We start from the raw sequence: 25,714 nt of genomic DNA, 5'->3' as shown, positions 1-25,714 counted from the left end.
TTGACGAAATGCGTCATGCCGAACTTCTCGCCCCAGGCCTTCTTGTCGTTGTTGATGTCGACGCCGATGATCATGTCGGCGCCGGCAAGGCGAAGACCCTGGATGACGTTCAAGCCAATGCCGCCGAGGCCGAAGACGACAGCCGTCGCGCCCTGCTCGACTCGTGCCGTGTTGATGACCGCGCCGATGCCGGTGGTCACCCCGCAGCCGATGTAGCAGATCTTGTCGAAGGGGGCGTCCGGATTGACCTTGGCGACAGCGATCTCCGGCAGCACGGTGAAGTTGGAGAAGGTCGAGCAGCCCATATAGTGAAACAGCTTTTCGCCATTGACCGAGAAGCGCGAGGTGCCGTCGGGCATCAGGCCTTGGCCCTGCGTGGCGCGGATGGCGGTGCACAGATTGGTCTTCCTCGACAGGCACGACGGGCACTGCCGGCATTCGGGCGTATAGAGCGGGATGACGTGGTCGCCCTTCCTGACCGAGGTCACGCCCTTGCCGACATCGACGACGATGCCGGCCCCCTCATGGCCGAGGATGGCCGGAAAGATGCCTTCCGGATCGGCGCCCGAGAGCGTGAACTCGTCGGTGTGGCAAATGCCGGTCGCCTTGACCTCGACCAGCACCTCGCCGTCGCGCGGGCCCTCGAGGTCCACCTCCATGATCTCCAGCGGCTTTCCGGCGCCAACGGCTACTGCGGCTCGCGTTTTCATGAGGCATTCCTCCCAAGGCAGTCGAAGAATTCCGTGCTCGGCGGGCTTGACGCCCGCTCGCAACAAATGTCCGTTTTCTGGCCGTCGTGAGGTCGCGATAATCGAACGATCCACCTCATAAGTCTATTCTACCAAGGTACCCCGGCCCTCAACCGCGTCGAGGCGGCCGCGCTATGGACGCGGCGCTGATCTTGAGGATCAGTTCGGAGCTTTTTGCGCAGGTTTCGGGAAGCCGTGACCCGTTTGGTCGCCGATCTCCCTGGCACGAGCAAATTGGACTAAAGCAGAAGCAACGAGCCAGCCTGCAAGGTTTGATAAATCCAGCACTTCCGCTAAGTTCGCCACGGGCACCTTGGCTTGGCGCCGGTCCGACACGATCGGGCTTCTGCGCAAGAACGGGTATGGCTATCGATGACGAGCGCGGTGCCGAGCACTCTTGCGGCCTTTTTGTGCTTTCTTTTCCTGACCGCCAACATTTCCGGGGCGGCAGGCCAGGAAGAGGCGGGCAAACAACCGACGGCAACGGCCGGGGCTGAAAAAAAGATCACTGAAATCAAGATCGGCTACCTGCGGGCCTACGCCTCGCGACTGACGCTTTCCCTGCTCGACGTGCCGCCGCGTGACGAAGGCGTCGCGGGTGCCAATGTCGCTATCGGCGACAACAACACGACCGGGAAGTTCATCAATCAGAAGTTCAGCCTGGACGTTACCGAGATAAAGCCGGAATCCGACGCGGTTCAGGCATTCGGCGACCTGCTCGCCAAAGGCGACCGCTATGTGGTCGCCGACCTCTCGGCCAAGCAGTTGCTGTCGATCGCCGATATCGCACGCGACAAGGGCGTGCTGATCTTCAACATCGGCGCCACCGACGACAGGCTGCGCGAGGAGGACTGTCGCATAAACGTTTTCCATATCGCGCCGACGCGCAGCATGCTGGCCGACGCGCTGGCGCAGTATCTCATGGTGAAGAAATGGCCGAACTGGGTGCTGCTCTATGGTTCGCATGATGAGGACCACCTCTATGCCGACGCGTTGCGCCGCGCGGCAACCCGCTTCGGCGGCCAGATCGTCGCCGAGAAGGAATTCAAGGACACCGGCACGGCGCGCCGCACCGATACTGGAGCCACGCAGATACAGCAGCAGATTTCGGTATTCACACAAGACCTGCCGGAGCACGATGTGCTGCTTGTGGCCGATGAAAGCGAGGTGTTCGGGACTTACGTCCCCTACCGCACCTGGACGCCGCGGCTTGTCGCAGGCACGGCCGGGCTTGTGCCATCGTCGTGGCATCCCGCCAGCGAGCAATGGGGCGGCATCCAGATGCAAAGTCGCTTCCTGAGGACGACGGGCCGGCGAATGCTGTCCAAGGACATGTCGGCCTGGACGGCCGTGCGGGCCGTCGGCGAAGCCACCGCGCGCACCAATGGCGACGATCCGAAAAAGATCAGCGATTACATCCGTTCGGACGATTTCTCGGTCGCCGCCTTCAAGGGACAGAAGCTGACCTTCCGCAAATGGAACCTCCAGCTGCGCCAGCCGATCCTGCTTGGCGACACCAAGTCGGTCGTCTCGACCTCGCCGCAAGAGGGCTATCTCCACCAGGTTTCCGAGCTCGACACGCTCGGCGTCGATCAGCCGGAGACGAAATGCGCCCTTAAGTAGAAAGCAATCGGGAGGAATTTCGGTGCAAGGACGAGCTTGTGCACTCGCCATTCTCGCGACCGGCTTCATGGCGGGTCCGGCGTCGGCCTATACGGCCTTTGTCTCCAACGAGAAGGACAATACGATGACCGTCGTCGATACGGCGACCATGCAGGTGGTCAAGACCGTCGACGTCGGCCAAAGACCGCGCGGCATCACCATTTCGCATGACGGCAAGTTCATCTATCTGTGCGCCAGCGACGACAATATGATCCAAATCATCGACACCGCGACGCTGCAGGTCGTTGGCACGCTGCCCTCCGGCGACGATCCCGAATTGTTCGTGCTTTCGCCCGACGGCAAGACGCTCTACGTCGCCAATGAAAACGACAATCTGGTCACCGCGATCGACGTCGACAGCAAGGAAGTCAAGACCGAGATTCCGGTTGGCGTCGAACCGGAAGGCATGGCCGTCAGCCCGGACGGCAAGACCATGGTCAACACCTCAGAGACCACCAGCATGGCGCATTTCATCGACACCGAGAGCCATGAGGTAACCGACAACGTGCTGGTCGACACGCGCCCGCGCTTCGCCGCGTTCAAGCCCGACGGATCGCAGATCTGGGTAAGCGCCGAAGTCGGCGGCACCGTCAGCGTCATCGACAATGCCAAGCGGCAGGTGGTGAAGAAGATCAGGTTCGCGATTGCGGGATTGAGGGCAGAAACCATTCAGCCGGTAGGCATCGCCATCAGCGCCGACGGCAAGAAGGCCTATGTCGCGCTCGGCCCGGCGAACCATGTCGCGGTGATCAACACGCAAAGCTACGAGGTGGAAAAGTACATCCTCGTCGGCCAACGCGTCTGGCATCTGGACTTCACCCCCGATCAGAAAATACTGATCACCACGAATGGCAATTCCAACGACATCACTTTCATCGATACGGCGACCGACGAGCCGGTTCAGTCGGTCACCGTCGGCCAGCAGCCCTGGGGCGTGGTCATATCGCCCAATTAGAGCGCAGTCGGGAAGCTGAGGCCTGCAACTGAAGCCAAAGGCAATCGAGCGCGCTAGATAAGGGGCACGGCCTGAAGGAGCCATCCATGCAGCATGTCAGGACGGGGGCAGCGGGAGATGAAGTGGCGGCGCTCGACGTCGCCGGCGTCAGCCATTCCTATGGTCCCAAGCGGGCGCTCAACGACGTCACTTTTTCGATCGCACCGGCGACTTTCACTGCCCTGCTCGGCCTCAATGGTGCCGGCAAGACAACTCTGTTCTCGTTGATCAGCCATCTCTACAACACGCGCCGGGGATCGATCCGCATCTTCGGCCATGACGTCAGCCATGCTTCCGGCGAGGCGCTCAGGCGTGTCGGCATCGTGTTCCAGGCACGTACGCTCGATCTCGACCTCAGCGTCTACCAGAACCTCTCCTATCACGCCTCGCTGCACGGCATCAGCGGACGCGAAGCCCGGCAGCGTATCGCCACTTTGCTTGAAACGGTCGACATGCAGGGTCGCGAGCATGACAAGGCCCGTTCTCTCTCCGGCGGCCAGATGCGGCGCATCGAAATCGCCAGGGCGCTGCTCCACCGCCCTTCCTTGCTGCTGCTCGACGAGGCGACGGTCGGTCTCGACATCCAGTCGCGCGCGGGCATTCTTGCCACCACCCGCAAGCTGGTCGAAACCGACGGCATCGGCGTGCTTTGGGCCACCCATTTGATCGACGAGGTTGACGACGGCGACCACGTGGTCGTGCTGCGTCAGGGGGACCTGGTCGCCAAGGGCAAGGTGGCCGACGTCGTCAAGGCAAGCGGCACGGGTTCGATCGGCGACGCCTTTTCGAGGCTCAGCCGCAGCGAAGCAGCCGGCATTGCGGAGATCTCGCCATGAGCGCTTCGGCAATGCCGGAAAAGGTCGCCCCCGTCACGCCGGCGACCTCCGGCGCGTTCGGCCTTCGTCACTATCTCATCTGCCTGAAAGGTGTCGTCGTACGGGAATGCCTGCGCTTCCTGCATCAACGCGAGCGCTTCATCTCCTCGCTGGTTCGACCGCTCGTCTGGCTGTTCATTTTTGCCGCCGGATTCCGCCAGGTGCTCGGCGTCTCGATCATTCCGCCCTACAAGACCTACGTGCTCTATGAGGTCTACATCACGCCAGGCTTGTGCGGCATGATCCTTCTGTTTTCGGGCATGCAGTCTTCGCTGTCGATGGTTTACGACCGCGAGATGGGCAATATGCGCATCCTGCTTGTCAGCCCATTTCCGCGTTGGTTCCTGCTGCTGTCGAAGATGCTCGCCGGCGTTGCCGTCTCGATCGCGCAGGTTTACGCGTTCCTGATCGTTGCCTGGTTCTGGGGCGTCAAGGCACCGCCGCTCGGCTATTTGTTCGTGCTGCCGGCGCTGTTCCTGTCGGGCATGATGCTTTGTGCGCTCGGCATGCTTTTGTCCTCGATGATCAAGCAGCTCGAAAACTTCGCCGGCATCATGAACTTCGTCATCTTTCCCGGCTATTTCGCTTCTCCGGCGCTCTACCCTTTGTGGCGTATCCAGGAAGCGAGCCCGCTTCTTTACAAGCTCTGCCTCGCCAACCCCTTCACCTATGCCGTCGAACTGATCCGCTTCGCCTTCTACGGGCAGGTCGATTGGGTGTCGCTGGGTGTCGTGGCCGGCTGCACGCTGCTGTTCCTGGGAGGCGCCATCATCGCTTATGACCCTTCGCGCGGCCTGATGACTCGCAAACAGGGCACGGGAGGAAACGGTTGATGGAACGGATGAGCCTTGTTGGCAGCCTGGTTGCGGCTGCCGTGCTCGTGCCGCACGCCAGCGCCATGGCCGCGAATACCGATCCGGACTGGCCCTGCGTGCAGCGCAAGGTGCCGCAACTCTCGCTCGGCCAGGTCTGGAACGGACCGGACCTTCCACCGGCGGCGAAGGACTGGTCGGAGGACCCTTCGGTCTCCGCTTTGGTCGAGGAGTTGGCGGCTCGCCGGCTGCCGATCGCGGACGCGCAGAAGAAGATTAGGGATTTTGCGGCCTCGGTGCCGGCCGGGCAGCTTGCGCCGAAAATGGCGATGCTCGAGCAGGGCATGTTCGACCACATGGACGCCGAGCGTTCGCACGTGATTTCCGGCATTTCCCGCTACGCCCACAGGCAGCTCGAAATGGCAGCCGAATTGCGCAAGCAAGCGTCCGATGTCGATGCGTTGCGTGCGAAACCCGACGCGGATCAGGACGAGGTCGAGCGGCGGACCGACCAACTGAATTTCGCCACGCGAATCTTCAACGAGCGAGCGCAATCGCTGACTTACGTCTGCGATGTGCCGACGATAATCGAGCAGCGGCTTTACCAGCTGTCCAAGACCGTCTCGGAAACGCTTGCCCCGAAGAAATAGTCCGTCAGGATCCCCGGCCGGGCAGCACACGCCAGCGCTGAACGACATAGCCAGGATGTGTCTCCAGCCAATGGGCGACCAGCGGCTGCGCCTGCATGAAGGCCACCCCGGGATTCATGGCCAGGCCGTCCGCCATTTCCTCGCGTTGCTCGCAAGTCTGCGGCGCCGCCGTCATGCAGACCATCATCACGATCGTATAAAGCATTGCCCCTTCCCCTTCGAATTCCCGAACCCCACGCCCGGGACGCATAGCGATTTGCATGCAGGGTTGGCTGCCCATCCGTCTAGCCGCGAGTGTGAAGCGCCTGCCCCTGCCCTTCTATGCAGCAACATAACATGAGGGCCGGCCGACCACCATCGGCGGCGACGATTGTCCACGCCCCTTCTCGGATCTTTTCGCACGATCGCGGTGGCCGATATATGAGGCGTTTCACTCCGGTCGTTTTCCGGTTGCCATCGCTTGTTGCCTCGGTGCTGCTTCATTCGCTTCGGCGTGTGGATACAGTTTGCCGAACAGGGGCAGGTATGTTGCGCCCTTGCGCATCAGGAAATCGTTGAAGGTCGCCATCGCCGGCGAGATCACGTGATCGGTGCGCATCACCGAAAACCATTGCCGGCGGATCGGCATGCCGATCACGTCGAGAATGACGAGCCGGCCCGCTTCCGTTTCCGCGGCAATGGTGTGGGCGGAGATGAAGGCGATGCCGAGACCTGCCATCACCGCCTGCTTGATCGTCTCGTTCGAGCCCATCTCGACGCCGAGATCGTCGATCCGGCCAGGCACGTCGCTCAGGAATATCTCCAGCGAGATGCGCGTGCCCGAGCCCGGCTCGCGAATGATGAAATGCTCCTCGGCGATCCTTTCCTTGGAAATGTCGCGCGCCGACGCCAGCGGGTGTTCGGGCGGCGCGATGATAACCAGCGGGTGATCGCCGAAGACCGAAGCGCGCACCGAGACTTCCTTGGGCGGACGGCCCATCAGCGCGATGTCGATGTCGTGGTTCTTCAAACTATCGATCGTTTCGGCGCGATTGCCGATGGCAAGCCGCATGTCGATGTCGGGATGCTCCTTCATGAAGCCGGCCATGAGCCGCGGCGCGAAATATTTGGCGGTGGAAACGACGCCGAGCCTCAGGCTGCCGGTGCGCACGCCCTTGATGGCGTCCATCTCGTCGTCGAGCAGACGAAGCCGCTCCTCGATAGCCTGCGCCGCCTCGACGAAGGCCAGCCCTGCGGCGGTGGGACGCATGCCGTCCGACGTCCGGTCGAACAAGGCCAGCTGGAACTCCTCCTCCACCTGTCGCAACTGGATCGTCACCGCTGGAGGAGAGAGGCCTAACACCTTGGCCGCGCTGACGATTTTCCCGTGGCTGACGATTGCCTGAACGGTCTTGAATTGCTTAAGCGTGAGGTTTCTCATGCGACATACTAAATTATTTTTACTGGTCAGGTAAAGTTATTGAATTTTACTTAGCGCAGATCGTTTGGTTTCATCTCCCCATCCGGCCTCGAGGGATACGGCCGGACCGGGAGGTTACGATGCCAGCGGCAACGCTCGACGCTTTTCTGAACTCCTATCTCGGCGGCCCGCTTGACGAACGCCGCTCCGCGGTCGTGGCCACCGTCCGTCAGCTGACGCAGGCCGCCACCAAGGTCCGCAATGCCATCAACCAAGGGGTGCTCGGCACCGCTTTTGGAGGGACCCGCGGCATCAATGCAGACGGCGATGTCCAGAAGGATCTCGACATCTTCGCCGACGAGATCTTCCTCGACGCGATGCGCCACGCTCCGGTCGCGCTCTATGCATCCGAGGAGCTGGAGCAGCCGGTCCTGCTCGACAGGAAAGCCCCCCTCGCCGTCGCTATCGACCCGCTGGACGGCTCTTCCAACATCGACACCAACGTGTCGATCGGAACGATTTTCTCGCTCCTCCCTGCGACTGGCGCGCCGGACGCCAATCCGGCCGCCTCTTTTTTGCAGGCGGGCGTGCGCATGCTGGGCGCCGGGTTCTTCATCTACGGGCCGCAGCTGGCTCTCGTTCTGTCGCTCGGCAGCGGCACGCACGTCTTCGTGCATTCGACCAGGCTGGGCACCTTCGTCCAGGCCTACGAAAGCCGGATCATCCCGGAGCGTACCCAGGAGTTCGCCATCAACGCCGCCAACTACCGCCACTGGGACGAGGCCGTGCGCCTCTATGTCGACGACTGTCTGGAAGGCACCGAAGGCCCACGGGAGAAGGACTTCAACATGCGCTGGATCGCTTCGCTTGCCGCCGACTGCTATCGCATATTGATGCGCGGCGGCGTGTTTCTGTATCCCGGCGACCAACGCAGAGGCTACCGCCAAGGCCGCCTTCGGCTCGTCTACGAGGCCAATCCAATTGCTTATCTGGTCGAACAGGCGGCCGGCGCAGCGACCGATACGATTACCCGCATCCTCGAAATCGAACCCGAGAGCCTGCATCAGCGCATCCCCGTGGTCTTCGGATCCGCCCGGGAAGTCGCGCGGATCGCCCGCTACCACACCGAACCCAGCGCGATCGGCGAGCGTGCGCCGCTGTTCAGCCGCCGCGGACTTTTCAGGGCTTGAGCAGCATCATGTCGGCAAGGCATCCCATCATCACCATCACCGGATCGTCGGGCGCGGGCACAACCTCGGTCAAGCGCATCTTCGAGTTGATCTTCCGGCGCGAGAATATCGAGGCCGCCTTCATCGAGGGCGACGCCTTTCATCGCTACGACCGCGCGGCGATGAAGGTGGAGGTGGCCAAACAGGAAAAGGCAGGCAACCCGAACTTCACCCATTTCCATGCCGAGGCCAACGAGCTCGGGATCCTCGAGGGGGTTTTCGAGGAATATGGCCGCCGGGGAAGCGGAAGGACCCGCACCTACGTCCATGACGAGGACGAGGAGAAGCTCTACGGCACGCCGCCGGGGAATTTCACCGAATGGCGCGAATTCGCGCCGAGCGACCTGCTCTTCTACGAAGGCCTGCATGGCTGCGTCGTCACCGACAAGATCGACCTGGCCAGGCATGCGGACCTCAAGATCGGCGTGGTGCCGGTCATAAATCTCGAATGGATCCAGAAGATCCATCGCGACCGCGCTACGCGCGGCTATTCCACCGAAGCGGTGATGGACGTGATCCTGCGCCGCATGCCGGACTATGTCCGCTATATCGTTCCGCAATTCTCGCAGACCGCGATCAACTTCCAGCGCGTGCCGATCGTCGACACGTCAAACCCGTTCATCGCACGCTGGATTCCGACCCCTGACGAATCGATGCTGGTCATCCGCTTCGCCAATCCTCGCGGCATCGATTTCCCTTACCTGCTTTCAATGATCCACGACTCCTTCATGTCGCGGCCGAATTCCATAGTGGTGCCGGGCAACAAGCTCGACCTTGCCATGCAGCTGATCCTGACGCCGCTCATCCTGCAATTGATCGAACGCAAGAAACGTGTGTCGTGAGGAGGACGCTATGACCAGCCTGGCAGCATTGAAGTCCGTCGTCGCCGCCGTCTCCGAGCGCGACATGGCGAACGCTATCCGCGCTCTGGCCATGGACAGCGTGCAGAAGGCCAATTCCGGACATCCGGGCATGCCGATGGGCATGGCCGATGTCGTGACGGTATTGTTCGGCCGCTTCGTCAATATCGACCCGACAGCGCCGGACTGGCCTGATCGCGACCGCTTCGTGCTTTCGGCCGGGCACGGCTCAATGCTGCAATATGCGCTGCATTATCTGCTCGGCTACCAAGACATGCCGATCGAGGAATTGCAGCGGTTCCGTCAATTGGGCAGCCGTACCGCCGGACATCCGGAGCATGGTCACGCGCTTGGCATCGAGACGACGACCGGTCCGCTCGGACAAGGCATTTCGACCGCCGTCGGCATGGCGCTGGCGGAGCGCATGCTTGCCGTCCGCCACGGCGCCGATCTCGTCGACCATTACACCTACGTGATCGCCGGCGACGGCTGCCTGCAGGAAGGCATCAGCCACGAAGCAATCGACCTCGCAGGTCACCTGAAGCTCTCCCGCCTGATCGTGCTTTGGGACGACAACGCCATCTCCATCGACGGACCGACCTCGCTGTCGACATCGATGGATCAGCCAACCCGGTTCAAGGCAGCCGGATGGCTTGTCCAGTCGGTGGACGGCGACGACATGGAGGCAGTCGCCGCGGCAATCGAGACCGCGCGGCGGTCGGATCGGCCATCGCTGATCGCCTGCCGCACGGTGATCGGCAAAGGAGCGCCAAATCTCGGCGGTTCGGAAAAGACGCATGGCGCGCCGCTGGGCGATGCGGAGGTTGCCGCGACGCGGCAAAACATCGGCTGGGCCTACGCGCCGTTCGAGGTGCCGGACGATATCCTTTCCGCATGGCGCGAGATTGCCGAGCGCGGGCGAGCGGCTCGGCGCGCCTGGGAGCAGCGGCTTGCCGCCTCGCCGCAGCGGAAGGCCTTCGAGCGCGCGATCGGCGGCAATTTGCCCGATGCGGTGTTCGAGGCCCTTGGCGCCTTCCGCGCCGGGCACGTCGAGAAGGCGACAAAGGTTGCAACGCGCAAGGCCTCCGAAATGGCGCTTGCCGCGATCAACGGCGCCACCGAGCTGACGATCGGCGGCTCCGCCGACCTCACGCATTCGAACCTGACGATCACCAAGGGCATGGATCGCATAGCGCCCGGCGACTATGCAGGCCGCTACATTCACTACGGCATCCGCGAGCACGGCATGGCCGCGGCCATGAACGGCATCGCGCTGCATGGCGGCTTCGTGCCCTACGGCGGCACCTTCCTGTGCTTCGCCGACTATGCTCGCGGCGCGATGCGGCTCTCGGCGCTCATGAGCCAACGCGTCGTCTACGTGATGACGCATGATTCCATCGGTCTCGGCGAGGACGGCCCGACCCATCAGCCGATCGAGCACCTGGCGATGCTGCGGGCGACACCGAACCTCAACGTCTTGCGCCCGGCCGACATCATCGAAACGGCAGAGTGCTGGGAGCTGGCGCTGAAGAGCGAGAAGCGGCCGAGCGTGCTGGTGCTCTCGCGCCAGAACCTGCCGATGCTGCGCCAGGCACACAGCGACGAAAACCGATCCGGCCGGGGCGCTTACATCTTGCGCGAGCCATCCGCGCATCGCGCTGTGACGCTGATCGCGACCGGCTCGGAGGTCGAGATCGCCGTTGCCGCCGCCGAACGGCTGGAGACCGAACACGGCATCGCCGCCGCGGTCGTCTCGATGCCTTGCTGGGAACTGTTCGAGGAACAGGATGCCGACTACCGGAAGTCCGTCCTCGGCTCTGCGCCGCGCGTCGCCGTTGAGGCCGCCGCCCGTCTCGGCTGGGACCGCTGGATCGGCGACACGGGCGCTTATGTCGGCATGACCGGCTTCGGTGCCAGTGCTCCCGCCCCGGACCTCTACCGGCATTTCGACATCACGACCGAAGCCGTCGCCGCGGCGGCGCTGAAGCTCATCATCTAGGAGGACGGACAATGGCCCGCATCACCCTTCGCCAGCTTCTCGACCATGCCGCCGAGCGCGGTTACGGGGTGCCGGCATTCAACATCAACAACATGGAACAGGGCCTCGCCATCATGGAGGCGGCGAGCGCTTGCGACGCGCCGGTGATCATCCAGGCCTCGCGCGGCGCCCGCTCCTATGCCAACGACATCATGCTGGCAAGGATGATGGATGCGCTGACCGAGATCCATCCGGCCATTCCGCTGTGCATCCATCAGGATCACGGCAACAACGAAGCCACCTGCCTTTCGGCGATCCGCCACGGCTTCACCTCGGTGATGATGGACGGGTCGTTGATGGCGGACGCCAAGACCCCGGCAAGCTACGACTACAACGTCGCCATCACCGAACGCGTCGCGCGCATGGCGCATTGGGTCGGCGCTTCCGTCGAAGGCGAGCTCGGCGTGCTCGGCTCGCTGGAAACCGGCCAGGGCGAGGCCGAGGACGGTCACGGCGCGGAGGGCGCGCTATCGCACGACCAGCTCTTGACCGATCCCGATCAGGCGGTCGACTTCGTGACCGCCACGCGGGTCGATGCGCTGGCGATTGCCTGCGGAACCTCACACGGCGCCTACAAGTTCACGCGCAAGCCGGACGGCGACATCCTGGCCATGCAGGTGATCGAGGCGATCCACGAGAAGCTGCCGAACACGCATCTGGTCATGCACGGTTCGTCCTCCGTGCCGCAGGAACTGCAGGACATCATCAACAAGTATGGCGGCGAGATGCCCCAGACCTTCGGCGTTCCGGTCGAGGAAATCGAGCGCGGCATCCGCCACGGCGTGCGCAAGGTCAACATCGACACCGATTGCCGCATGGCCATGGCCGGGCAGTTCCGCCGCGTCGCGACGCAGGATCCGCGCGAATTCGATCCGCGCAAATTCCTGAAGCCCGCCATGGACGCCTTGCGCGACCTTTGCCGCGATCGTTTCGAACGCTTCGGCACCGCCGGCAACGCCTCGAAGATCAAGGTCATCGCCATGGACGAGATGGCGAAACGCTACGCCGAGGGAAAACTCGACCCGCAAATCGCAACCGCCAAAGCCGCCTGAGCAGCGGTCCGCCAAAAAAGGAAAGGACCAGCGTCATGCCCAACAGATCCGAAACCGTGACCGGCAAGGACCGCTACAGGTCCGGTGTCATGGAATACAAGAAAATGGGCTATTGGGAGCCCGACTACGAGCCGAAGGACACCGACATAATCTCGGTGTTCAGGATCACGCCGCAGGACGGTGTCGACCCGATTGAGGCCGCGGCAGCCGTCGCCGGCGAATCCTCGACCGCAACCTGGACGGTGGTCTGGACCGACCGGCTGACGGCGAGCGAAAAATACCGCGCCAAGGCCTATAGGGTGGACCCGGTACCGAACGCGCCCGGACAGTATTTCGCCTATATCGCCTACGACCTCGACCTGTTCGAGCCGGGTTCCATCGCCAATCTTTCGGCATCGATCATCGGCAACGTCTTCGGTTTCAAGCCGTTGAAGGCGTTGCGGCTCGAAGACATGCGTTTTCCCGTCGCCTATGTGAAGACCTTCCAGGGTCCGGCGACCGGCATCGTCGTCGAACGCGAGCGCCTCGACAAGTTCGGCCGCCCGCTGCTCGGCGCCACCGTCAAGCCGAAGCTCGGCCTGTCGGGCCGCAACTACGGGCGCGTCGTCTACGAGGCGCTCAAAGGCGGGCTGGATTTCACCAAGGACGACGAGAACATCAACTCGCAGCCTTTCATGCATTGGCGCGAGCGCTTCCTCTACTGCATGGAGGCGGTCAATAAGGCACAGGCCGACACGGGCGAGGTCAAGGGCACCTATCTCAACGTCACCGCGGCCACCATGGAGGACATGTACGAACGGGCCGACTTCGCCAAGGAGCTCGGCTCCAACATCGTCATGATCGACCTTGTGATCGGCTACACGGCAATCCAGTCGATGGCGAAATGGGCGCGCAGGAACGACATGATCCTGCACCTCCATCGCGCCGGCCATTCGACCTACACGCGCCAGAAGTCGCACGGCGTCTCCTTCCGCGTCATCGCCAAATGGATGCGGCTTGCCGGCGTCGACCACATCCATGCCGGCACCGTGGTCGGCAAGCTGGAGGGCGACCCGGCGACGACAAGGGGTTACTACGACATCTGCCGCGAGGACCATAACCCGATGAAGCTGGAGAATGGCATCTTCTTCGACCAGCACTGGGCATCGCTCAACAAACTGATGCCGGTGGCATCGGGCGGCATCCATGCCGGCCAGATGCATCAGCTCATCGACCTGCTCGGCGAAGACGTCGTGCTGCAGTTCGGCGGCGGCACCATCGGCCATCCGATGGGCATCGCCGCGGGTGCCACCGCAAACCGCGTTGCCCTCGAATGCATGATCCTCGCTCGCAATGAGGGTCGTGACTATGTGCGGGAAGGACCGCAGATCCTGGAGGACGCGGCCAAAAGCTGTCTGCCGCTAAAACAGGCGCTCGAGACCTGGAAGGACGTGACCTTCAACTATGCCTCGACCGACACGCCGGACTTCGTTCCGGTGGCTACGGCAGCCGAATAAGGAGAACCGTCATGCGTATCACCCAAGGGGCCTTTTCCTTCCTGCCCGACCTGACCGACGACCAGATCCGCGCGCAGGTGCAGTATTGCATCGACAACAAATGGGCTGTCAGCCTTGAGGTCACCGACGACCCTCACCCGCGCAACGTCTATTGGGAGATGTGGGACCACCCGATGTTCGACAATCCCGACGCGGCGGCGCTGATGATGGAGCTGAACGCATGCCGCAAGCTCTATGGCGACCGCTATATCCGCGTCGTCGCCTTCGAATCCTCGCATGGCTGGGAATCGGTGAAGCTCTCCTTCATCGTCAACCGCCCGGCCGAGGAACCCGGCTATCGGCTCGAACGGCAGGAGGCCGCAGGCCGCATGATCCGCTACACCACCAGGCCCTACGCCGCCGACAAGCCGGCTGGAACGAGGTACGGCTGATCATCGGGACAAGAGGAGAATGCAATGTCGGCGCCAGCCTTTGCCGAAACGGAAGCGCCTCAAAACGCCATCCCGGCGGCGATCGATCTGCGTGAGGAATTCGAAACTTCCGGCGTCAAGGACGTCCTGGCCGAGCTCGACCGCGAGCTGATCGGGCTCGCCCCGGTCAAAAGACGTATCCGCGAGACGGCGGCGCTCCTGCTGGTCGAGCGGGCCCGCCGCCGCATGGGCCTCGCGCACGAGACGCCGACGCTGCATATGAGCTTCACCGGCAACCCCGGCACCGGCAAGACGACCGTCGCGCTGCGCATGGCCGACCTGCTGCATCGGCTGGGCTATATCCGCAAGGGCCATCTGGTTTCGGTGACGCGCGACGACCTGGTCGGCCAGTATATCGGCCACACCGCGCCCAAAACCAAGGAGATCCTGAAGAAGGCGATGGGCGGCGTGCTGTTCATCGACGAGGCCTACTATCTCTATCGCCCCGAGAACGAGCGCGATTACGGCCAGGAGGCGATCGAGATCCTGCTGCAGGTGATGGAGAACCAGCGCGACGACCTCGTGGTCATCCTCGCCGGCTATGCGCAGCGCATGGACCGCTTCTTCGAAAGCAATCCGGGATTCCGCTCGCGCATTGCCCACCACATCGACTTTCCCGACTATTCCGACGACGAGCTTCTCAGGATCGCGGAACAAATGCTCGACCAGCAAAATTACCTGTTCGACACTCAGGCAACCGCCGCAATGGCCGATTACATCGCACGCCGCCGCGCGCGGCCACATTTCGCCAATGCCCGCTCGATCCGCAATGCGCTCGACCGCGCACGGCTGAGGCAGGCCAACCGCCTGTTCGAGAGCAGCAAGGGACCGCTCGACGCAAAGGCGCTGTCCACGATCTCGGCCGAGGACATCACCGCCAGCCGTGTGTTCGCGCTAAATCCCGGGGAAGGAGAAAGCAAATGACCGCAAAGACCATCATCGCCCCTTCCGTTCTGTCGTGCGATTTCTCGCGGCTCGGCGACGAGGTCGAAGCGGTCGCGCGGGCAGGCGCCGACTGGATCCATCTCGACGTGATGGACGGGCATTTCGTGCCCAACATCACTTTCGGTCCGCCAGTGATCAAGACAATCCGCGATCGAACGGACAAGGTCTTCGACTGTCATCTGATGATCGCGCCGGCCGATCCCTATCTCGCTGCTTTCGCCGATGCCGGCTGCGACATCATTACGGTGCATGCCGAGGCCGGGCCGCATCTCGACCGTTCGCTGCAGGCGATCAGGAGCCTCGGCAAGAAGGCCGGCGTGTCGCTCAATCCGTCGACGCCGGAAAGCGTCATCGAATATGTGCTCGACCGGCTCGATCTGGTGCTTCTGATGACGGTCAATCCGGGTTTCGGCGGCCAGGCCTTCATCTCGGCGGTCCTCGACAAGGTCAGGCGTGTCAAGGCGCTTGTCGGTCAACGTCCGATCGATATCGAGATCGACGGCGGCGTCACGCCAGAGACAGCTCCCCTGGTCACCGCGGCCGGCGCGAATGTGCTCGTCGCAGGCTCCGCCGTCTTCAAGGGTGGCATCGAGGCTGCCTATCGCGCCAATATCGGCGCGATCAGACAAGCGGCCGACGGAGCGATCCGGCGAGCCGCGTGACCTGCTTGGTCGGAGGATGACATGGCGGCAATCCCACCTGTCTGCGATTTCGGCTGGCAAGCTGTCGATGCCTTCTTGCCCGGCATCGACGGGAAATCGCATTCGATCCTCGGCCAAGCCGGACCCAACGGGCTGGTCGTCGCCTTCATCTGCAATCACTGCCCCTATGTGAAGGCGGTGATTTCACGCATCGTGCGTGATGCCGACGACCTCAAGGCCGAAGGGATAGGCTTCGTCGCAATCAACTCCAATGATGCCGACGCCTATCCGGACGATTCCTTCGACAACATGAAGCTCTTCGCCAAGGCACACGCCTTCACCTTCCCGTATCTCCACGACGAGTCGCAGGCAGCGGCGCGCGCCTATGGAGCCGTGTGCACGCCGGATTTCTTCGGGCTGAACAGCGAGTTGACCTTGCAATATCGTGGCCGGCTGGACGCATCGCGGCGGGACGCCGGGACGCCGGGCCTGAGGCGCGATCTGTTCGAGGCGATGAAGCAGGTTGCCCGAACCGGTGACGGACCGCTTGACCAGATCGCTTCGATCGGCTGCTCGATCAAATGGAAGGAGGCCGCATGAACGTCGGCGCAAGCAGGCCGTTTCGGCCGCAGAGGGCGATCCTTTTCGATCTCGACGGCACGCTGATCGATTCGGCGCCCGACATAACGGCGGCCGTCAACGAGCTGCTGGCCGGCCGCGATCTGGCGCCGCTGCGTGTGGATCAGGTCAAGGCAATGATCGGTGGCGGCGTCAAGAAATTGGTCGAGCGGGCCTTCGCAGCCTCGGGGTCACCGCTTTCGAGCAGCGCGCTCGAGGAGGCCAACCGCGACATGGCGCCGATCTACCGCAGGCATCTGACCGGCCTGACGAGGCTGATGCCTGGCGTCAGGGAGGTGCTCACGCACTTCCACCTGAACGGAACGGCCATGGGCGTTGTCACCAACAAGCCGCAATTGGCGACCCGCGAAATCCTGCTGCATTTCCACTTGACGGATTATCTCGGCGCGATCGTCGGCGGAGATGCGGTGACACACCCGAAACCGGCGCCCGATGCCCTGCTGCTGGCGCTCGACCAGCTTGGGGTCGAACCCGCCGATGCGCTGATGGTGGGAGACAGCAGCAGCGACGTCGACGCCGCGCGCGCCGCCGGCATGCCCGTCGTTTTGCTGCGCGGCGGCTACACCCAGGTCCCCGTCGAAGAGCTTGGCGCAGACCTTGTCTGCGACAGCCTGCTCGATCTGCCTTCCACGATGCAAAGGCTGCAAGCCGCTGCTTGATCCCAGCGTCGATTTACGGCGGTCGCCGGTCGATCGTAAATCGAACGGCCGGCGAAGCCGTTGCTTCGGGAATTGCCCTTACTTTGAGAACTGCTTGAGATAGGCGATGACGTTGGCCACGTCCTTGTCGTCCTTGAGGCCGGCAAACGCCATCTTTGTGCCTTTCACCATGGCCTTTGGATCGTGGAGATAGGTCGTCAGCGTTGGTTCGTCCCATTTGACGCCGGACTTTCCGGCCGCAACCATGGCCTGGGAATAGCTGAATCCCGGATGCGTGCCGGCCGTGCGGCCGATAACGCCGTTCAATGACGGGCCGACTTTGTTCTGGTCCTTGTCCGCGACGTGGCAGACCTTGCATTTGGTGAAGACCTTCTCACCCGCCGCGGCATCCTGCGCATGAGATTGGTTCGTGATGAAAGTCGCCAAGGATACGGCGGCGAAAAATGTGATAGCGCGCATGGCATTCCCTCGTTGATCGTCAACATGCCCCGGTTGATTTGCATGCCATTGCTTTGATGAAGTCAACCATACGAAAGTCCAGAGCACTTCGGCCGCCTTGTCCTTTCGCCTTTGTTGACGGCCTTAGGGCGAGCGCGTAGCTTCAGGTCATTCTGGATTCTCATGGGCGGCACCTCGGGAATCCGGCAGGCTGATTGTCCAGGCTGAGATTTACCCAGGCAGTGGGGCGGGCAGGATTTCGCCAGAGCAGGCGTTTTTGCACGCAAGAGGTGCCGGATGAATATGGTCGACCTCGTATTGACGGTTTGCCTGAGCGCCAATCCTGGCGATTGCCGAGACGAGCATCTCTATTTCGAGAGCCGTGGCTCTCTGTTCCAATGCATGATGCTGGCGCCCAGCGAAATCGCGAAATGGTCGCAGGAACACCCGACCTTCAAGGTCAGGCGCTGGAAATGCGCTTTCCCGACGAAGGACCAAGCGATCTGACCGAAGCCCCTGGTTTGTTGCAGTCCCGGGAGGGAACTTCATGATTTCGCGGCGGGAAACGCTCCGTTTGGCGGCTCTTGGAACGACCGCGATTCTTGGCTCACACCCCATTGCTGCCTCCGCCGCATCCAAGGTTCGCATTGGCGTGCTGAAGTTCGGCACGGTGAGCTGGGAGCTTGATACGCTGAAGGAACACAAGTTCGACGCGGCCAACGGGATCGATCTGGACGTTGTCTATTTCGCCGGTGAGGACGCGACCAATGTCGCGATGCTGGCCGGCGCGATCGACATCATCGTGACCGATTGGCTCTGGGTCTCGCGCCAGCGCTCGGACGGCGGCGACGTCACATTGGCCCCCTATTCGACGGCCGTCGGGGCGATCATGGTGAAGGACGCTTCGCCGATCCGCTCGATCACCGACCTCAAGGGAAAGAAGATCGGCGTCGCCGGCGGCGCCCTCGACAAGAGCTGGCTGCTGATACAGGCGCTGGCCAGGCGCGATCACGGCCTCGACCTGCCGGCGATCAGCGACGTCGTCTTTGGCGCGCCGCCGCTGATCTCGGAAAAGGCAATCCAGGGCGAACTCGATGCGGTGCTCAATTTCTGGCACTTTTGCGCCCGGCTCGAGGCCAACGGCTTTCGTCGGCTGATCGGCGCCGACGATGCGGAGAAGGCGCTCGGAGCTTCGGGCCCGGTATCCGCGCTCGGCTATGTATTCCACGACAGATGGGCGAACGAAAATCCGCAAGCCGTCCGCGGCTTCCTCAAGGCTTCCACGCAGGCCAAGGATCTGCTGGCCAAGTCCGACGAAGAGTGGCTGCGCCTTGCGTCGATTGTCCGCGCGGAAGGCAAGGAACTGGCAAAGCTGCGCGACCGCTATCGAGAGGGCATCCCCAGGCGGCCGGTCGCCGAGGAAGCGGCCGATGCGGGCAAGCTCTACCGCGTGCTGGCCGGGATCGGCGGCGAGAGGCTGGTCGGCAGCGCGCCGGAAATGGCGCCCGGCACGTTCTGGCAGGAGCCCCCGAAATGACCGCAAGGGACGCCGGCGATCGCACGCCTGGCAACACGGCCGACATTTCCAGCCGTCCCGGCCCTCGAGCGACGCTGATGCCCGCGCTGACGGTGACGATCTCCCTGCTCGGGCTTTGCCTGCTGTGGAGCCTGGCGGCGAATGCCTGGCCGAGCCGTGCCTTTCCGGGGCCGGGACAGGTCTGGCAGGTATTGCTGAGAGAGGCGGCGAGCGGCGATCTTTTCTACCATCTCGGCGCAACGCTGGGCCGGGTTGCCGCGGCATACGTCGTCGCGATGATTGTCGGCTCGGTGATCGGCATTCTCCTCGGCAGCTATCGCGGCGCGGACCGGTTCTTCAATCCCTGGGTAATTCTGTTCCTCAATATCCCCGCGCTGGTGATCATCGTGCTTGCCTACATCTGGTTCGGCCTCAACGAGGTGGCTGCGATAGGCGCGGTTGCCGTCAACAAGATCCCGAATGTCGTGGTGACCATGCGCGAGGGCGCCAGGGCGCTGGACCCGAGTTACGCCGAAATGGCGGCTGTCTACCGCTTCGGTCCCCTCGACCGCGTTCGCCATATCCTGCTGCCGCAACTGCAGCCCTATCTGGCCGCGGCCTCGCGTTCCGGCATCGCGCTCATCTGGAAGATCGTTCTGGTGGTCGAGCTGCTCGGCCGCTCCAATGGTGTGGGCTTCCAGATCTATCTTTACTTCCAGCTTTTCGACGTCGCCGCCATTCTTGCCTACACGCTGGCATTCGTGGCGGTGATGCTCGTCGTCGAACTTCTTCTGGTGCAGCCCGTTGAACGACATGCAACCCGCTGGCGCCGTCGCCCCGCTTAGGGTCGACATCGCCGAAAAGACCTTCAGGTCCGCGCAAGGCGTCTCGGTCACGGCGCTCAAGAACCTTTCGTTCGAGGTCCGGCAAGGCGAATTCGCTTGCCTGCTCGGACCGTCGGGCTGCGGCAAGACCACGACGCTGCGTATTCTGCTTGGGCTCGACAGGCAGTTCTCCGGTTCTTTCCAGCTGCCCGAGGGCGGCTCGAACCGCATAGCCGCCGTGTTCCAAGAACCCACCCTGCTGCCGTGGCGGACGGTGGAGCAGAATGTCAGGCTGGCACTGCCAAAAGGCCTGCGAGCGAAAAATCTCGACGGGCTGTTCGACACTCTCGGCCTCGCCGGCATGCGCTCGCTCTATCCGGCCGAACTTTCGCTCGGTCTTGCGCGTCGGGCAGCGCTTGCGAGGGCCTTCGCGACCGAGCCGGCGATGCTTTTCCTGGACGAGCCCTTCGTGTCGCTCGATGAACGCACCGCCGAACGGCTTCGGCACATGCTTGTGACCGTCTGGTCGGCGCGACCTACGACCGCCCTGATGGTGACGCACAATCTGACCGAGGCCCTGATGCTGTCGGATCGCATCATCGTGCTCTCGCCGCGGCCCGCCCATGTGCTCGGCATTTTCGACGTAAGGCTGCCCAGGCAACAGCGCAGCCCAGTGGCGACGAGCGACCTTTTGCGGTCGTTCCATCAGCAATTTCCAGGTGTGACCTGATCGCCCTGCAACGGGCGAATGCCCTTGAGGAGCATCAAAACGGCCGACACGCATAAATAGCGCATCGCGACGAAACGGATTCAAGCCACGCACTTTGAGTCTTGTTTTGATCTATGTCGTTCACCCAAAACCGCTGCGCACTTTTGGGCGACCTGGCATTAGAGCATGATCCCGAAAAGTGGGAACCGGTTTTCGGAGCAAGATCATGCTCCAACAAAGAGTTAGACCGTGATGGCGATTCAACGAAACGCCATCGCGGTCTAGAAGCAACGCACGTCGGCTTCCGCTTGAGCGCGCTTCAACTCTGTTCGCGCGGCTTTCGCCGGCGCGCTTTCGCGAAACAGGCCTGCATTTTCGCCCGTCGTCAGAGACATGCTCTTGAAGGTCTCGGCCCGCTCGTAATGGTCGTACGAGAGGATCGAGGCGATGACATCGATCGAACAGGAACAACTCTCCAACGCCTGACGCGTCTGGCCATTCGTCTGCATGCAGCCGAGCACATAATCTACAACCGTCGCCGTCGGGTAGTCTCCCGCAACGCCGGCTGAATTTGCAAGGACCGGTGTCGGTGTAAGGAGGAGCGGCAGGATCGAAAATCCAACATATCTGATCATGAGAATTCCTCCGGTTGCCGGGGCGCGGTGCATCGAGACTGCATCACCCGCGCCAGTTGGCGACATGCCGAAAGCCCGGTCAACCTCTCACCGCCTCCATATAGGACCAAAGGAGGAATGCCCGGCCCCTCGTCAACAGCGTTTCGGGGCATCTGCATGACCCGTCCCGCATCCATCTTTCTAGGTTTTTTCCACAACTCTCTCACTACCGATAGCCAATAAGAGCCGTCGCTGACACGGTCGCTAAAATATGTCGAAATAAATCCATCTGCTATCACATAGATAATACATTGAAGTAAGATTCTTCGATTTTTATTTTCCGATCGCCGTCATTCTGCGGCCTGGCATCGTGAAAAGTTTCTATTCTTCTTCTATATATTGCGGTGCAACAATAAATATTGCAGTGCAAAATTTTCGGAGGGGTTTTTCCTTGCCTGGCATTTTGCAATGACATAGCCTTACCTCGTTTCCGGCTTCAAGGACGCCGCTGTAATTCGGGAGCGGCGGCAGTCTTTCGTAGGCCAACTGGGCGGGTGCAGGGCTAGGCTAGGTAGGTAGAGGTCAGAAATGTACCTCTTCTGAACTGGTCTAGGTCGTGACACGCTGCCGGAAATACTTCCCACGATGAATCGCATGTACTGGCTCTTGCGAGCTTGAATATCGATTTCTTGTTATCAACCTGGGAGGATTTTAATGCGCGCACTTACGCAAGCTACCTACATCGCAACGACCACCGCGCTACTGTCGTTAGGCGCGCTCTATACAGCGTCAGCCAACGAAGAACTCGCGAAAATGGCCAAAAGTCCCAAGGACTGGGTGATGCAGACGGGTGATTACGCCAACACCCGTTATTCGACACTCAAGCAGATCACCAAGGAGAACGTGAAGAACCTGCAGGTCAAGTGGACCTTCTCGACCGGCGTGCTGCGCGGCCATGAGGGCGGACCGCTAATCATCGGCGACGTGATGTATGTTCACGCGCCGTTCCCGAACACCGTCTACGCGCTCGATCTCAACAAAGACGGAAAGATCCTCTGGAAATACGAGCCCAAGCAAGACACGAACGTCATTCCAATCATGTGCTGCGACACGGTCAATCGCGGTGTTGCCTATGCGCCTGCAGATGGCGACCGCCCGGCGTTGATCATTCTCAACCAGGCCGACACCACCGTCGTGGCGCTCGACGCCAAGACCGGCAAGGCTGTCTGGACAGTCAAGAATGGCGAAAACACCGACGGCGGAAAAGGTGAATCCGGCACGTCGGCGCCCGTGGTCGTCAAGGACAAGGTTCTCGTCGGTGTCTCCGGCGCGGAATTCGGCGTCCGCGGCTGGCTGGCCGCCTACGATCTGAAGGACGGCAAGCTCGCCTGGAAGGCTTATTCGGAAGGTCCGGATGCAGAAACCCTGATCGATCCCGAGAAGACCACGCAGCTTGGCAAGCCGGTCGGAAAGGACTCCGGCACGAACACCTGGGAAGGCGAGCAGTGGAAGACCGGAGGCGGCACGACTTGGGGATGGTATTCCTATGATCCCAAGCTCAACCTTGTCTACTACGGCACCGGCAATCCCTCGACATGGAACCCGGTTCAGCGCCCCGGAGACAATCGCTGGTCGATGACCATCTTCGCCCGCGATGCCGATACCGGCATGGCCAAATGGGTCTACCAAATGACCCCGCATGACGAATGGGACTTTGACGGCGTCAACGAGATGATTCTCGTCGACGGCATGGAGGTCAAAGGCAAAAAGCATGACGTGCTGGTGCATTTCGACCGCAACGGTTTCGCCTACACCATGGATCGCGCCTCCGGCGAGCTTCTCGTTGCCAAGAAGTACGATCCGGCGGTGAACTGGGCGACTGAGGTCAACATGGACCCCAAGAGCAAGGAGTATGGCCGTCCGCAGGTCGTGGCCAAGTATTCGACCCAGCAGAACGGCGAAGACACCAACTCGACGGGCGTCTGCCCGGCAGCGCTTGGAACCAAGGACCAGCAGCCGGCCGCCTATTCGCCGAAGACCGGGCTGTTCTACGTGCCGACCAACCATGTCTGCATGGACTACGAGCCATATAAGGTGAGCTACACGGCCGGCCAGCCTTATGTGGGCGCCACGGTGTCGATGTACCCCGCGCCTGGCGGTGACGGCAACATGGGCAACTTCATTGCCTGGGATGCTGCCAAGGGCGAGATCGTCTGGTCGAAGCCCGAGCAGTTCTCGGTGTGGTCGGGCGCGCTGGCGACCGCCGGCGACGTCGTCTTCTACGGAACGCTCGAAGGCTACATCAAGGCAGTCGATGAGAAGGGCAAGGAACTCTACAAGTTCAAGACCCCGTCCGGCATCATCGGCAACGTCACGCCCTTCGAGCATGACGGCAAGCAGTACATCGCCGTTCTGTCCGGCGTCGGCGGATGGGCCGGCATCGGCCTCGCCGGCGGATTGCTGTCACCCGATAACGCCGCTGCCTGGCATGGCGCCGTCGACCAGGGCCGCGCTCAAGGCGATCAGGCCGCAGTCGTTGGAACCGCCGGTCTCGGAGCAGTCGGTGGCTACGCAGCACTTGCCGACTACACGACGCTGGGCGGCCAGCTGACCGTCTTCGGTCTTCCGGACTGATATCCGGAAACGGCCTTAGAGACCGAAGGCCTGAAAATACGAGAGCCCGGATCGCCCGGAGATTTCCGGGCTCTCGATTTGACGCGCACCCCAAACATCGATCAATGCCGCGGCGCGACGGCACCACCCTTTGTCCTTGGCAAAAGAAGGAAGCGTCTGAATGTCTGTTCGCATTGCAATCTCCGTTCTCGCCCTGGCTCTTCTGCCTCTGGCCGGCTCAAGTCTGGCGCGGGCCGAGGACAGCGCCGAAAAAGCCAAGGTGGTGAAGGAAGAGGGCGGCAAGTATTTGGACGCGGATGGAAATCCAACCTACAAGATCGAAAACGGGACCGTGGATTGGTATACGTTCAGCGGTTATCGCCGCTATCACTCTGACTGCCATGTCTGTCACGGACAGGACGGAACAGGCTCGAGCTACGCGCCGGCCCTGGCGAACAGCCTGAAAAACATCGACTACCCCACTTTCCTCTCGATCGTCGCCCAGGGCCGCAAGAATACCGGCAGCGGCAAGGAAAACGTCATGCCTGCCTTCGGCGACAACAAGAACGTCTATTGCTACCTGGACGATCTCTACGTCTATCTGCGCGCCCGCGCCGATGGCGCGGCACCCCGCGGCAGGCCGCCCAAGCACGAAGACAAGGCTCAGGCGGCCAAGGATGCCGAAAAATCCTGCATGGGGGGATGAAGTGACCGCTCGCGTTGCATCGAAGCCGCGCATTGTCTTGCTGATCCTCGGCGCACTCGCCATGCCGCCGTCGAACGCCCAGGCGCAAAGCGCAGGCCTCGGAGCAGCGGGCGAACTGGTCGACCCAGATACGCTGCGCGTCTGCGCCGATCCTTCGAACATGCCGTTCACCGACCAGAACGGCCAAGGTTTCGAAAACAAGCTGGCAGAGCTGGTCGCCAGGAAGACGGGAAGGAAGTCGGTCGCCTACACATGGTTTCCAACCGTCATCGGCTTCGTGCGCAACACGCTTGCCGCCAACCGATGCGACGTCATCATGGGCTATGCCCAGGGTGATGAGCTGGTGCAGAACACCAACGCCTACTATCGTTCCTCCTATGTGCTTGTGCATCCGAAGGGCGACGACCTCGAGGGTGTCGAGACGATCGAGGATCCGAAACTCACCGGCAAGAGGATTGGCGTCGTCGAACGCACGCCGCCGACTGCCAACATGGCCGCCAACAAACTCTTGCGAACGGCAAAAATCTACCCGCTGGCCGTCGATACGCGCGTCACTCCGTCGATGGGAGAGGTCGTGATCAAGGACATGCTTGCCGGCAAGATCGACGCAGCGATCCTGTGGGGACCGATGGCAGGCTACTATGCCAAGCAACTCAAGGCGAATGTTGAGATCGTCCCGCTGGTCAAGGAAAGGACCGGCTCGCGCATGTCCTACCGCATCACCATGGGGGTACGTCCATCCGACCAGGAATGGAAGCGTACGCTCAACAAAGTGATCCGGGAGAACCAGGCAGAGATCAACAAGCTCCTGCTCGACTACAACGTGCCGCTGATCGACGAACATGACAACGCGATCACGGCGACGCCGGGGTGAGCTTGATCGGCGCGAAATTTGGAGAGGCGATGGAGGAAGGAACCGATCTTCGAGGCAGATAGTTTTCTTTAGTTGTTTGAGAACCCAGTGTTTCATTTGTCCATTTGTGAAGTGATGGACGAGCCATTGCATTGCCCGCAATGGCACCAACGACATGACCCGCCCCTTCGGGCCGGCAAAAGAGGAGAATGCCATGAAGAAGAAGAGCTGGAAGAAACCGACCATGTGCCAGGTTGCTGCGGGCTTCGAA

Annotated in this window: 27 protein-coding genes; 22 read left to right on the top strand and 5 right to left on the bottom strand. The window is 61.9% G+C overall.

The window, feature by feature from the left end:
• On the bottom strand, positions 1 to 710 hold a 710-nt coding region (locus tag ABID26_RS09310), incomplete at its 3' end, for an alcohol dehydrogenase catalytic domain-containing protein (protein WP_354415016.1).
• A 411-nt stretch (positions 711 to 1,121) separates the two neighbouring features.
• On the opposite strand from ABID26_RS09310, the gene ABID26_RS09305 reads away from it, so the two are divergent.
• The 5 genes from ABID26_RS09305 (at position 1,122) to ABID26_RS09285 (ending at position 5,742) form a co-directional block, all read left to right on the top strand.
• The gene (locus ABID26_RS09305) at positions 1,122 to 2,372 is read left to right on the top strand and encodes an ABC transporter substrate-binding protein (protein WP_292371293.1); all 1,251 of its coding nucleotides are present in this window, start codon (positions 1,122 to 1,124) and stop codon (positions 2,370 to 2,372) included.
• Between the two features lie 22 nt (positions 2,373 to 2,394).
• The gene (locus tag ABID26_RS09300; protein WP_435528557.1) at positions 2,395 to 3,366 is read left to right on the top strand and encodes a YVTN family beta-propeller repeat protein; all 972 of its coding nucleotides are present in this window, start codon (positions 2,395 to 2,397) and stop codon (positions 3,364 to 3,366) included.
• 86 nt (positions 3,367 to 3,452) lie between these two features.
• Positions 3,453 to 4,241 (top strand): ATP-binding cassette domain-containing protein, encoded by a 789-nt coding sequence (locus ABID26_RS09295; protein WP_292371294.1) that lies wholly within the window; start codon positions 3,453 to 3,455, stop codon positions 4,239 to 4,241.
• The gene (locus ABID26_RS09290) at positions 4,238 to 5,113 is read left to right on the top strand and encodes an ABC transporter permease (RefSeq protein WP_435528556.1); all 876 of its coding nucleotides are present in this window, start codon (positions 4,238 to 4,240) and stop codon (positions 5,111 to 5,113) included. The genes ABID26_RS09295 and ABID26_RS09290 overlap by 4 nt, the downstream gene beginning before the upstream one ends.
• Positions 5,113 to 5,742, top strand: a complete 630-nt coding sequence (locus tag ABID26_RS09285) for a hypothetical protein (RefSeq protein WP_292371295.1) — start codon at positions 5,113 to 5,115, stop codon at positions 5,740 to 5,742. The genes ABID26_RS09290 and ABID26_RS09285 overlap by 1 nt, the downstream gene beginning before the upstream one ends.
• Before the next feature lie 4 nt (positions 5,743 to 5,746).
• Here ABID26_RS09285 and ABID26_RS09280 read toward each other — a convergent pair whose 3' ends face one another.
• The gene (locus tag ABID26_RS09280) at positions 5,747 to 5,947 is read right to left on the bottom strand and encodes a hypothetical protein (protein WP_126098985.1); all 201 of its coding nucleotides are present in this window, start codon (positions 5,945 to 5,947) and stop codon (positions 5,747 to 5,749) included.
• Positions 5,948 to 6,172: 225 nt separating this feature from the next.
• A complete protein-coding gene (locus ABID26_RS09275; protein WP_292301192.1) occupies positions 6,173 to 7,162 on the bottom strand; it encodes a LysR family transcriptional regulator in 990 nt (329 codons plus the stop codon).
• 119 nt (positions 7,163 to 7,281) lie between these two features.
• Here ABID26_RS09275 and ABID26_RS09270 point away from each other — a divergent pair, with 119 nt between their 5' ends.
• From ABID26_RS09270 to gph, 10 genes are read left to right on the top strand one after another with little or no spacing between them, the layout of a single operon-like run.
• Complete coding sequence (locus ABID26_RS09270; RefSeq protein ID WP_292301191.1) at positions 7,282 to 8,331, top strand: class 1 fructose-bisphosphatase; 1,050 nt, start codon at positions 7,282 to 7,284, stop codon at positions 8,329 to 8,331.
• Between the two features lie 8 nt (positions 8,332 to 8,339).
• Entirely contained in the window at positions 8,340 to 9,212 is an 873-nt protein-coding gene (locus tag ABID26_RS09265; protein ID WP_292301189.1) for a phosphoribulokinase, read from the top strand.
• Between the two features lie 10 nt (positions 9,213 to 9,222).
• Positions 9,223 to 11,229: a transketolase gene (gene tkt / locus ABID26_RS09260; RefSeq protein ID WP_354415011.1), complete on the top strand. Its 2,007-nt coding sequence runs from the start codon at positions 9,223 to 9,225 to the stop codon at positions 11,227 to 11,229.
• 11 nt (positions 11,230 to 11,240) lie between these two features.
• A complete protein-coding gene (gene fba, locus ABID26_RS09255) occupies positions 11,241 to 12,320 on the top strand; it encodes a class II fructose-bisphosphate aldolase (RefSeq protein WP_292301185.1) in 1,080 nt (359 codons plus the stop codon).
• A 35-nt stretch (positions 12,321 to 12,355) separates the two neighbouring features.
• On the top strand, positions 12,356 to 13,816 hold the full coding sequence (locus ABID26_RS09250; protein ID WP_292301183.1) for a form I ribulose bisphosphate carboxylase large subunit: 1,461 nt from the start codon (positions 12,356 to 12,358) through the stop codon (positions 13,814 to 13,816).
• 11 nt (positions 13,817 to 13,827) lie between these two features.
• Positions 13,828 to 14,247 (top strand): ribulose bisphosphate carboxylase small subunit, encoded by a 420-nt coding sequence (locus tag ABID26_RS09245; protein WP_292301181.1) that lies wholly within the window; start codon positions 13,828 to 13,830, stop codon positions 14,245 to 14,247.
• A 24-nt stretch (positions 14,248 to 14,271) separates the two neighbouring features.
• Positions 14,272 to 15,210: a CbbX protein gene (gene cbbX, locus ABID26_RS09240; RefSeq protein ID WP_292301180.1), complete on the top strand. Its 939-nt coding sequence runs from the start codon at positions 14,272 to 14,274 to the stop codon at positions 15,208 to 15,210.
• Positions 15,207 to 15,893: a ribulose-phosphate 3-epimerase gene (rpe, locus tag ABID26_RS09235; protein ID WP_292301179.1), complete on the top strand. Its 687-nt coding sequence runs from the start codon at positions 15,207 to 15,209 to the stop codon at positions 15,891 to 15,893. The genes cbbX and rpe overlap by 4 nt, the downstream gene beginning before the upstream one ends.
• Before the next feature lie 21 nt (positions 15,894 to 15,914).
• Complete coding sequence (locus ABID26_RS09230) at positions 15,915 to 16,472, top strand: thioredoxin family protein (protein WP_292301177.1); 558 nt, start codon at positions 15,915 to 15,917, stop codon at positions 16,470 to 16,472.
• A complete protein-coding gene (gph, locus tag ABID26_RS09225) occupies positions 16,469 to 17,170 on the top strand; it encodes a phosphoglycolate phosphatase (protein WP_292301175.1) in 702 nt (233 codons plus the stop codon). The genes ABID26_RS09230 and gph overlap by 4 nt, the downstream gene beginning before the upstream one ends.
• A gap of 78 nt (positions 17,171 to 17,248) precedes the next feature.
• Here the strand turns inward: gph and ABID26_RS09220 are convergent, their stop codons facing one another.
• A complete protein-coding gene (locus ABID26_RS09220; RefSeq protein WP_292301205.1) occupies positions 17,249 to 17,629 on the bottom strand; it encodes a c-type cytochrome in 381 nt (126 codons plus the stop codon).
• Between the two features lie 276 nt (positions 17,630 to 17,905).
• On the opposite strand from ABID26_RS09220, the gene ABID26_RS09215 reads away from it, so the two are divergent.
• The 4 genes from ABID26_RS09215 (at position 17,906) to ABID26_RS09200 (ending at position 20,678) form a co-directional block, all read left to right on the top strand.
• Complete coding sequence (locus tag ABID26_RS09215; RefSeq protein WP_292344263.1) at positions 17,906 to 18,115, top strand: hypothetical protein; 210 nt, start codon at positions 17,906 to 17,908, stop codon at positions 18,113 to 18,115.
• Positions 18,116 to 18,155: 40 nt separating this feature from the next.
• Positions 18,156 to 19,145 (top strand): ABC transporter substrate-binding protein, encoded by a 990-nt coding sequence (locus tag ABID26_RS09210; protein ID WP_354415006.1) that lies wholly within the window; start codon positions 18,156 to 18,158, stop codon positions 19,143 to 19,145.
• Between the two features lie 77 nt (positions 19,146 to 19,222).
• Positions 19,223 to 19,969, top strand: a complete 747-nt coding sequence (locus ABID26_RS09205) for an ABC transporter permease (protein WP_126102627.1) — start codon at positions 19,223 to 19,225, stop codon at positions 19,967 to 19,969.
• Entirely contained in the window at positions 19,938 to 20,678 is a 741-nt protein-coding gene (locus ABID26_RS09200; protein WP_292339040.1) for an ABC transporter ATP-binding protein, read from the top strand. The genes ABID26_RS09205 and ABID26_RS09200 overlap by 32 nt, the downstream gene beginning before the upstream one ends.
• Positions 20,679 to 20,938: 260 nt before the next feature.
• Here ABID26_RS09200 and ABID26_RS09195 read toward each other — a convergent pair whose 3' ends face one another.
• Positions 20,939 to 21,358 carry a hypothetical protein gene (locus ABID26_RS09195; RefSeq protein WP_354415003.1) on the bottom strand — a complete coding sequence of 140 codons (420 nt, stop codon included), beginning with the start codon at positions 21,356 to 21,358 and terminating at the stop codon, positions 20,939 to 20,941.
• 627 nt (positions 21,359 to 21,985) lie between these two features.
• Between ABID26_RS09195 and ABID26_RS09190 the strand changes: the two genes are divergently transcribed.
• The 3 genes from ABID26_RS09190 (at position 21,986) to ABID26_RS09180 (ending at position 25,464) form a co-directional block, all read left to right on the top strand.
• Entirely contained in the window at positions 21,986 to 23,905 is a 1,920-nt protein-coding gene (locus tag ABID26_RS09190; protein WP_292371297.1) for a methanol/ethanol family PQQ-dependent dehydrogenase, read from the top strand.
• 160 nt (positions 23,906 to 24,065) lie between these two features.
• Positions 24,066 to 24,590: a c-type cytochrome, methanol metabolism-related gene (locus tag ABID26_RS09185; RefSeq protein ID WP_126098969.1), complete on the top strand. Its 525-nt coding sequence runs from the start codon at positions 24,066 to 24,068 to the stop codon at positions 24,588 to 24,590.
• 61 nt (positions 24,591 to 24,651) lie between these two features.
• Positions 24,652 to 25,464 carry a substrate-binding domain-containing protein gene (locus ABID26_RS09180; RefSeq protein WP_245460340.1) on the top strand — a complete coding sequence of 271 codons (813 nt, stop codon included), beginning with the start codon at positions 24,652 to 24,654 and terminating at the stop codon, positions 25,462 to 25,464.
• Positions 25,465 to 25,714 lie beyond the last annotated feature (250 nt).

Origin of the sequence: Mesorhizobium shonense (assembly GCF_040545255.1) — a bacterium.
GTDB lineage: Bacteria > Pseudomonadota > Alphaproteobacteria > Rhizobiales > Rhizobiaceae > Mesorhizobium > Mesorhizobium shonense.
Note: the sequence above shows the minus strand (reverse complement) of the source record. Positions and strands in the feature narration are given on the sequence as shown.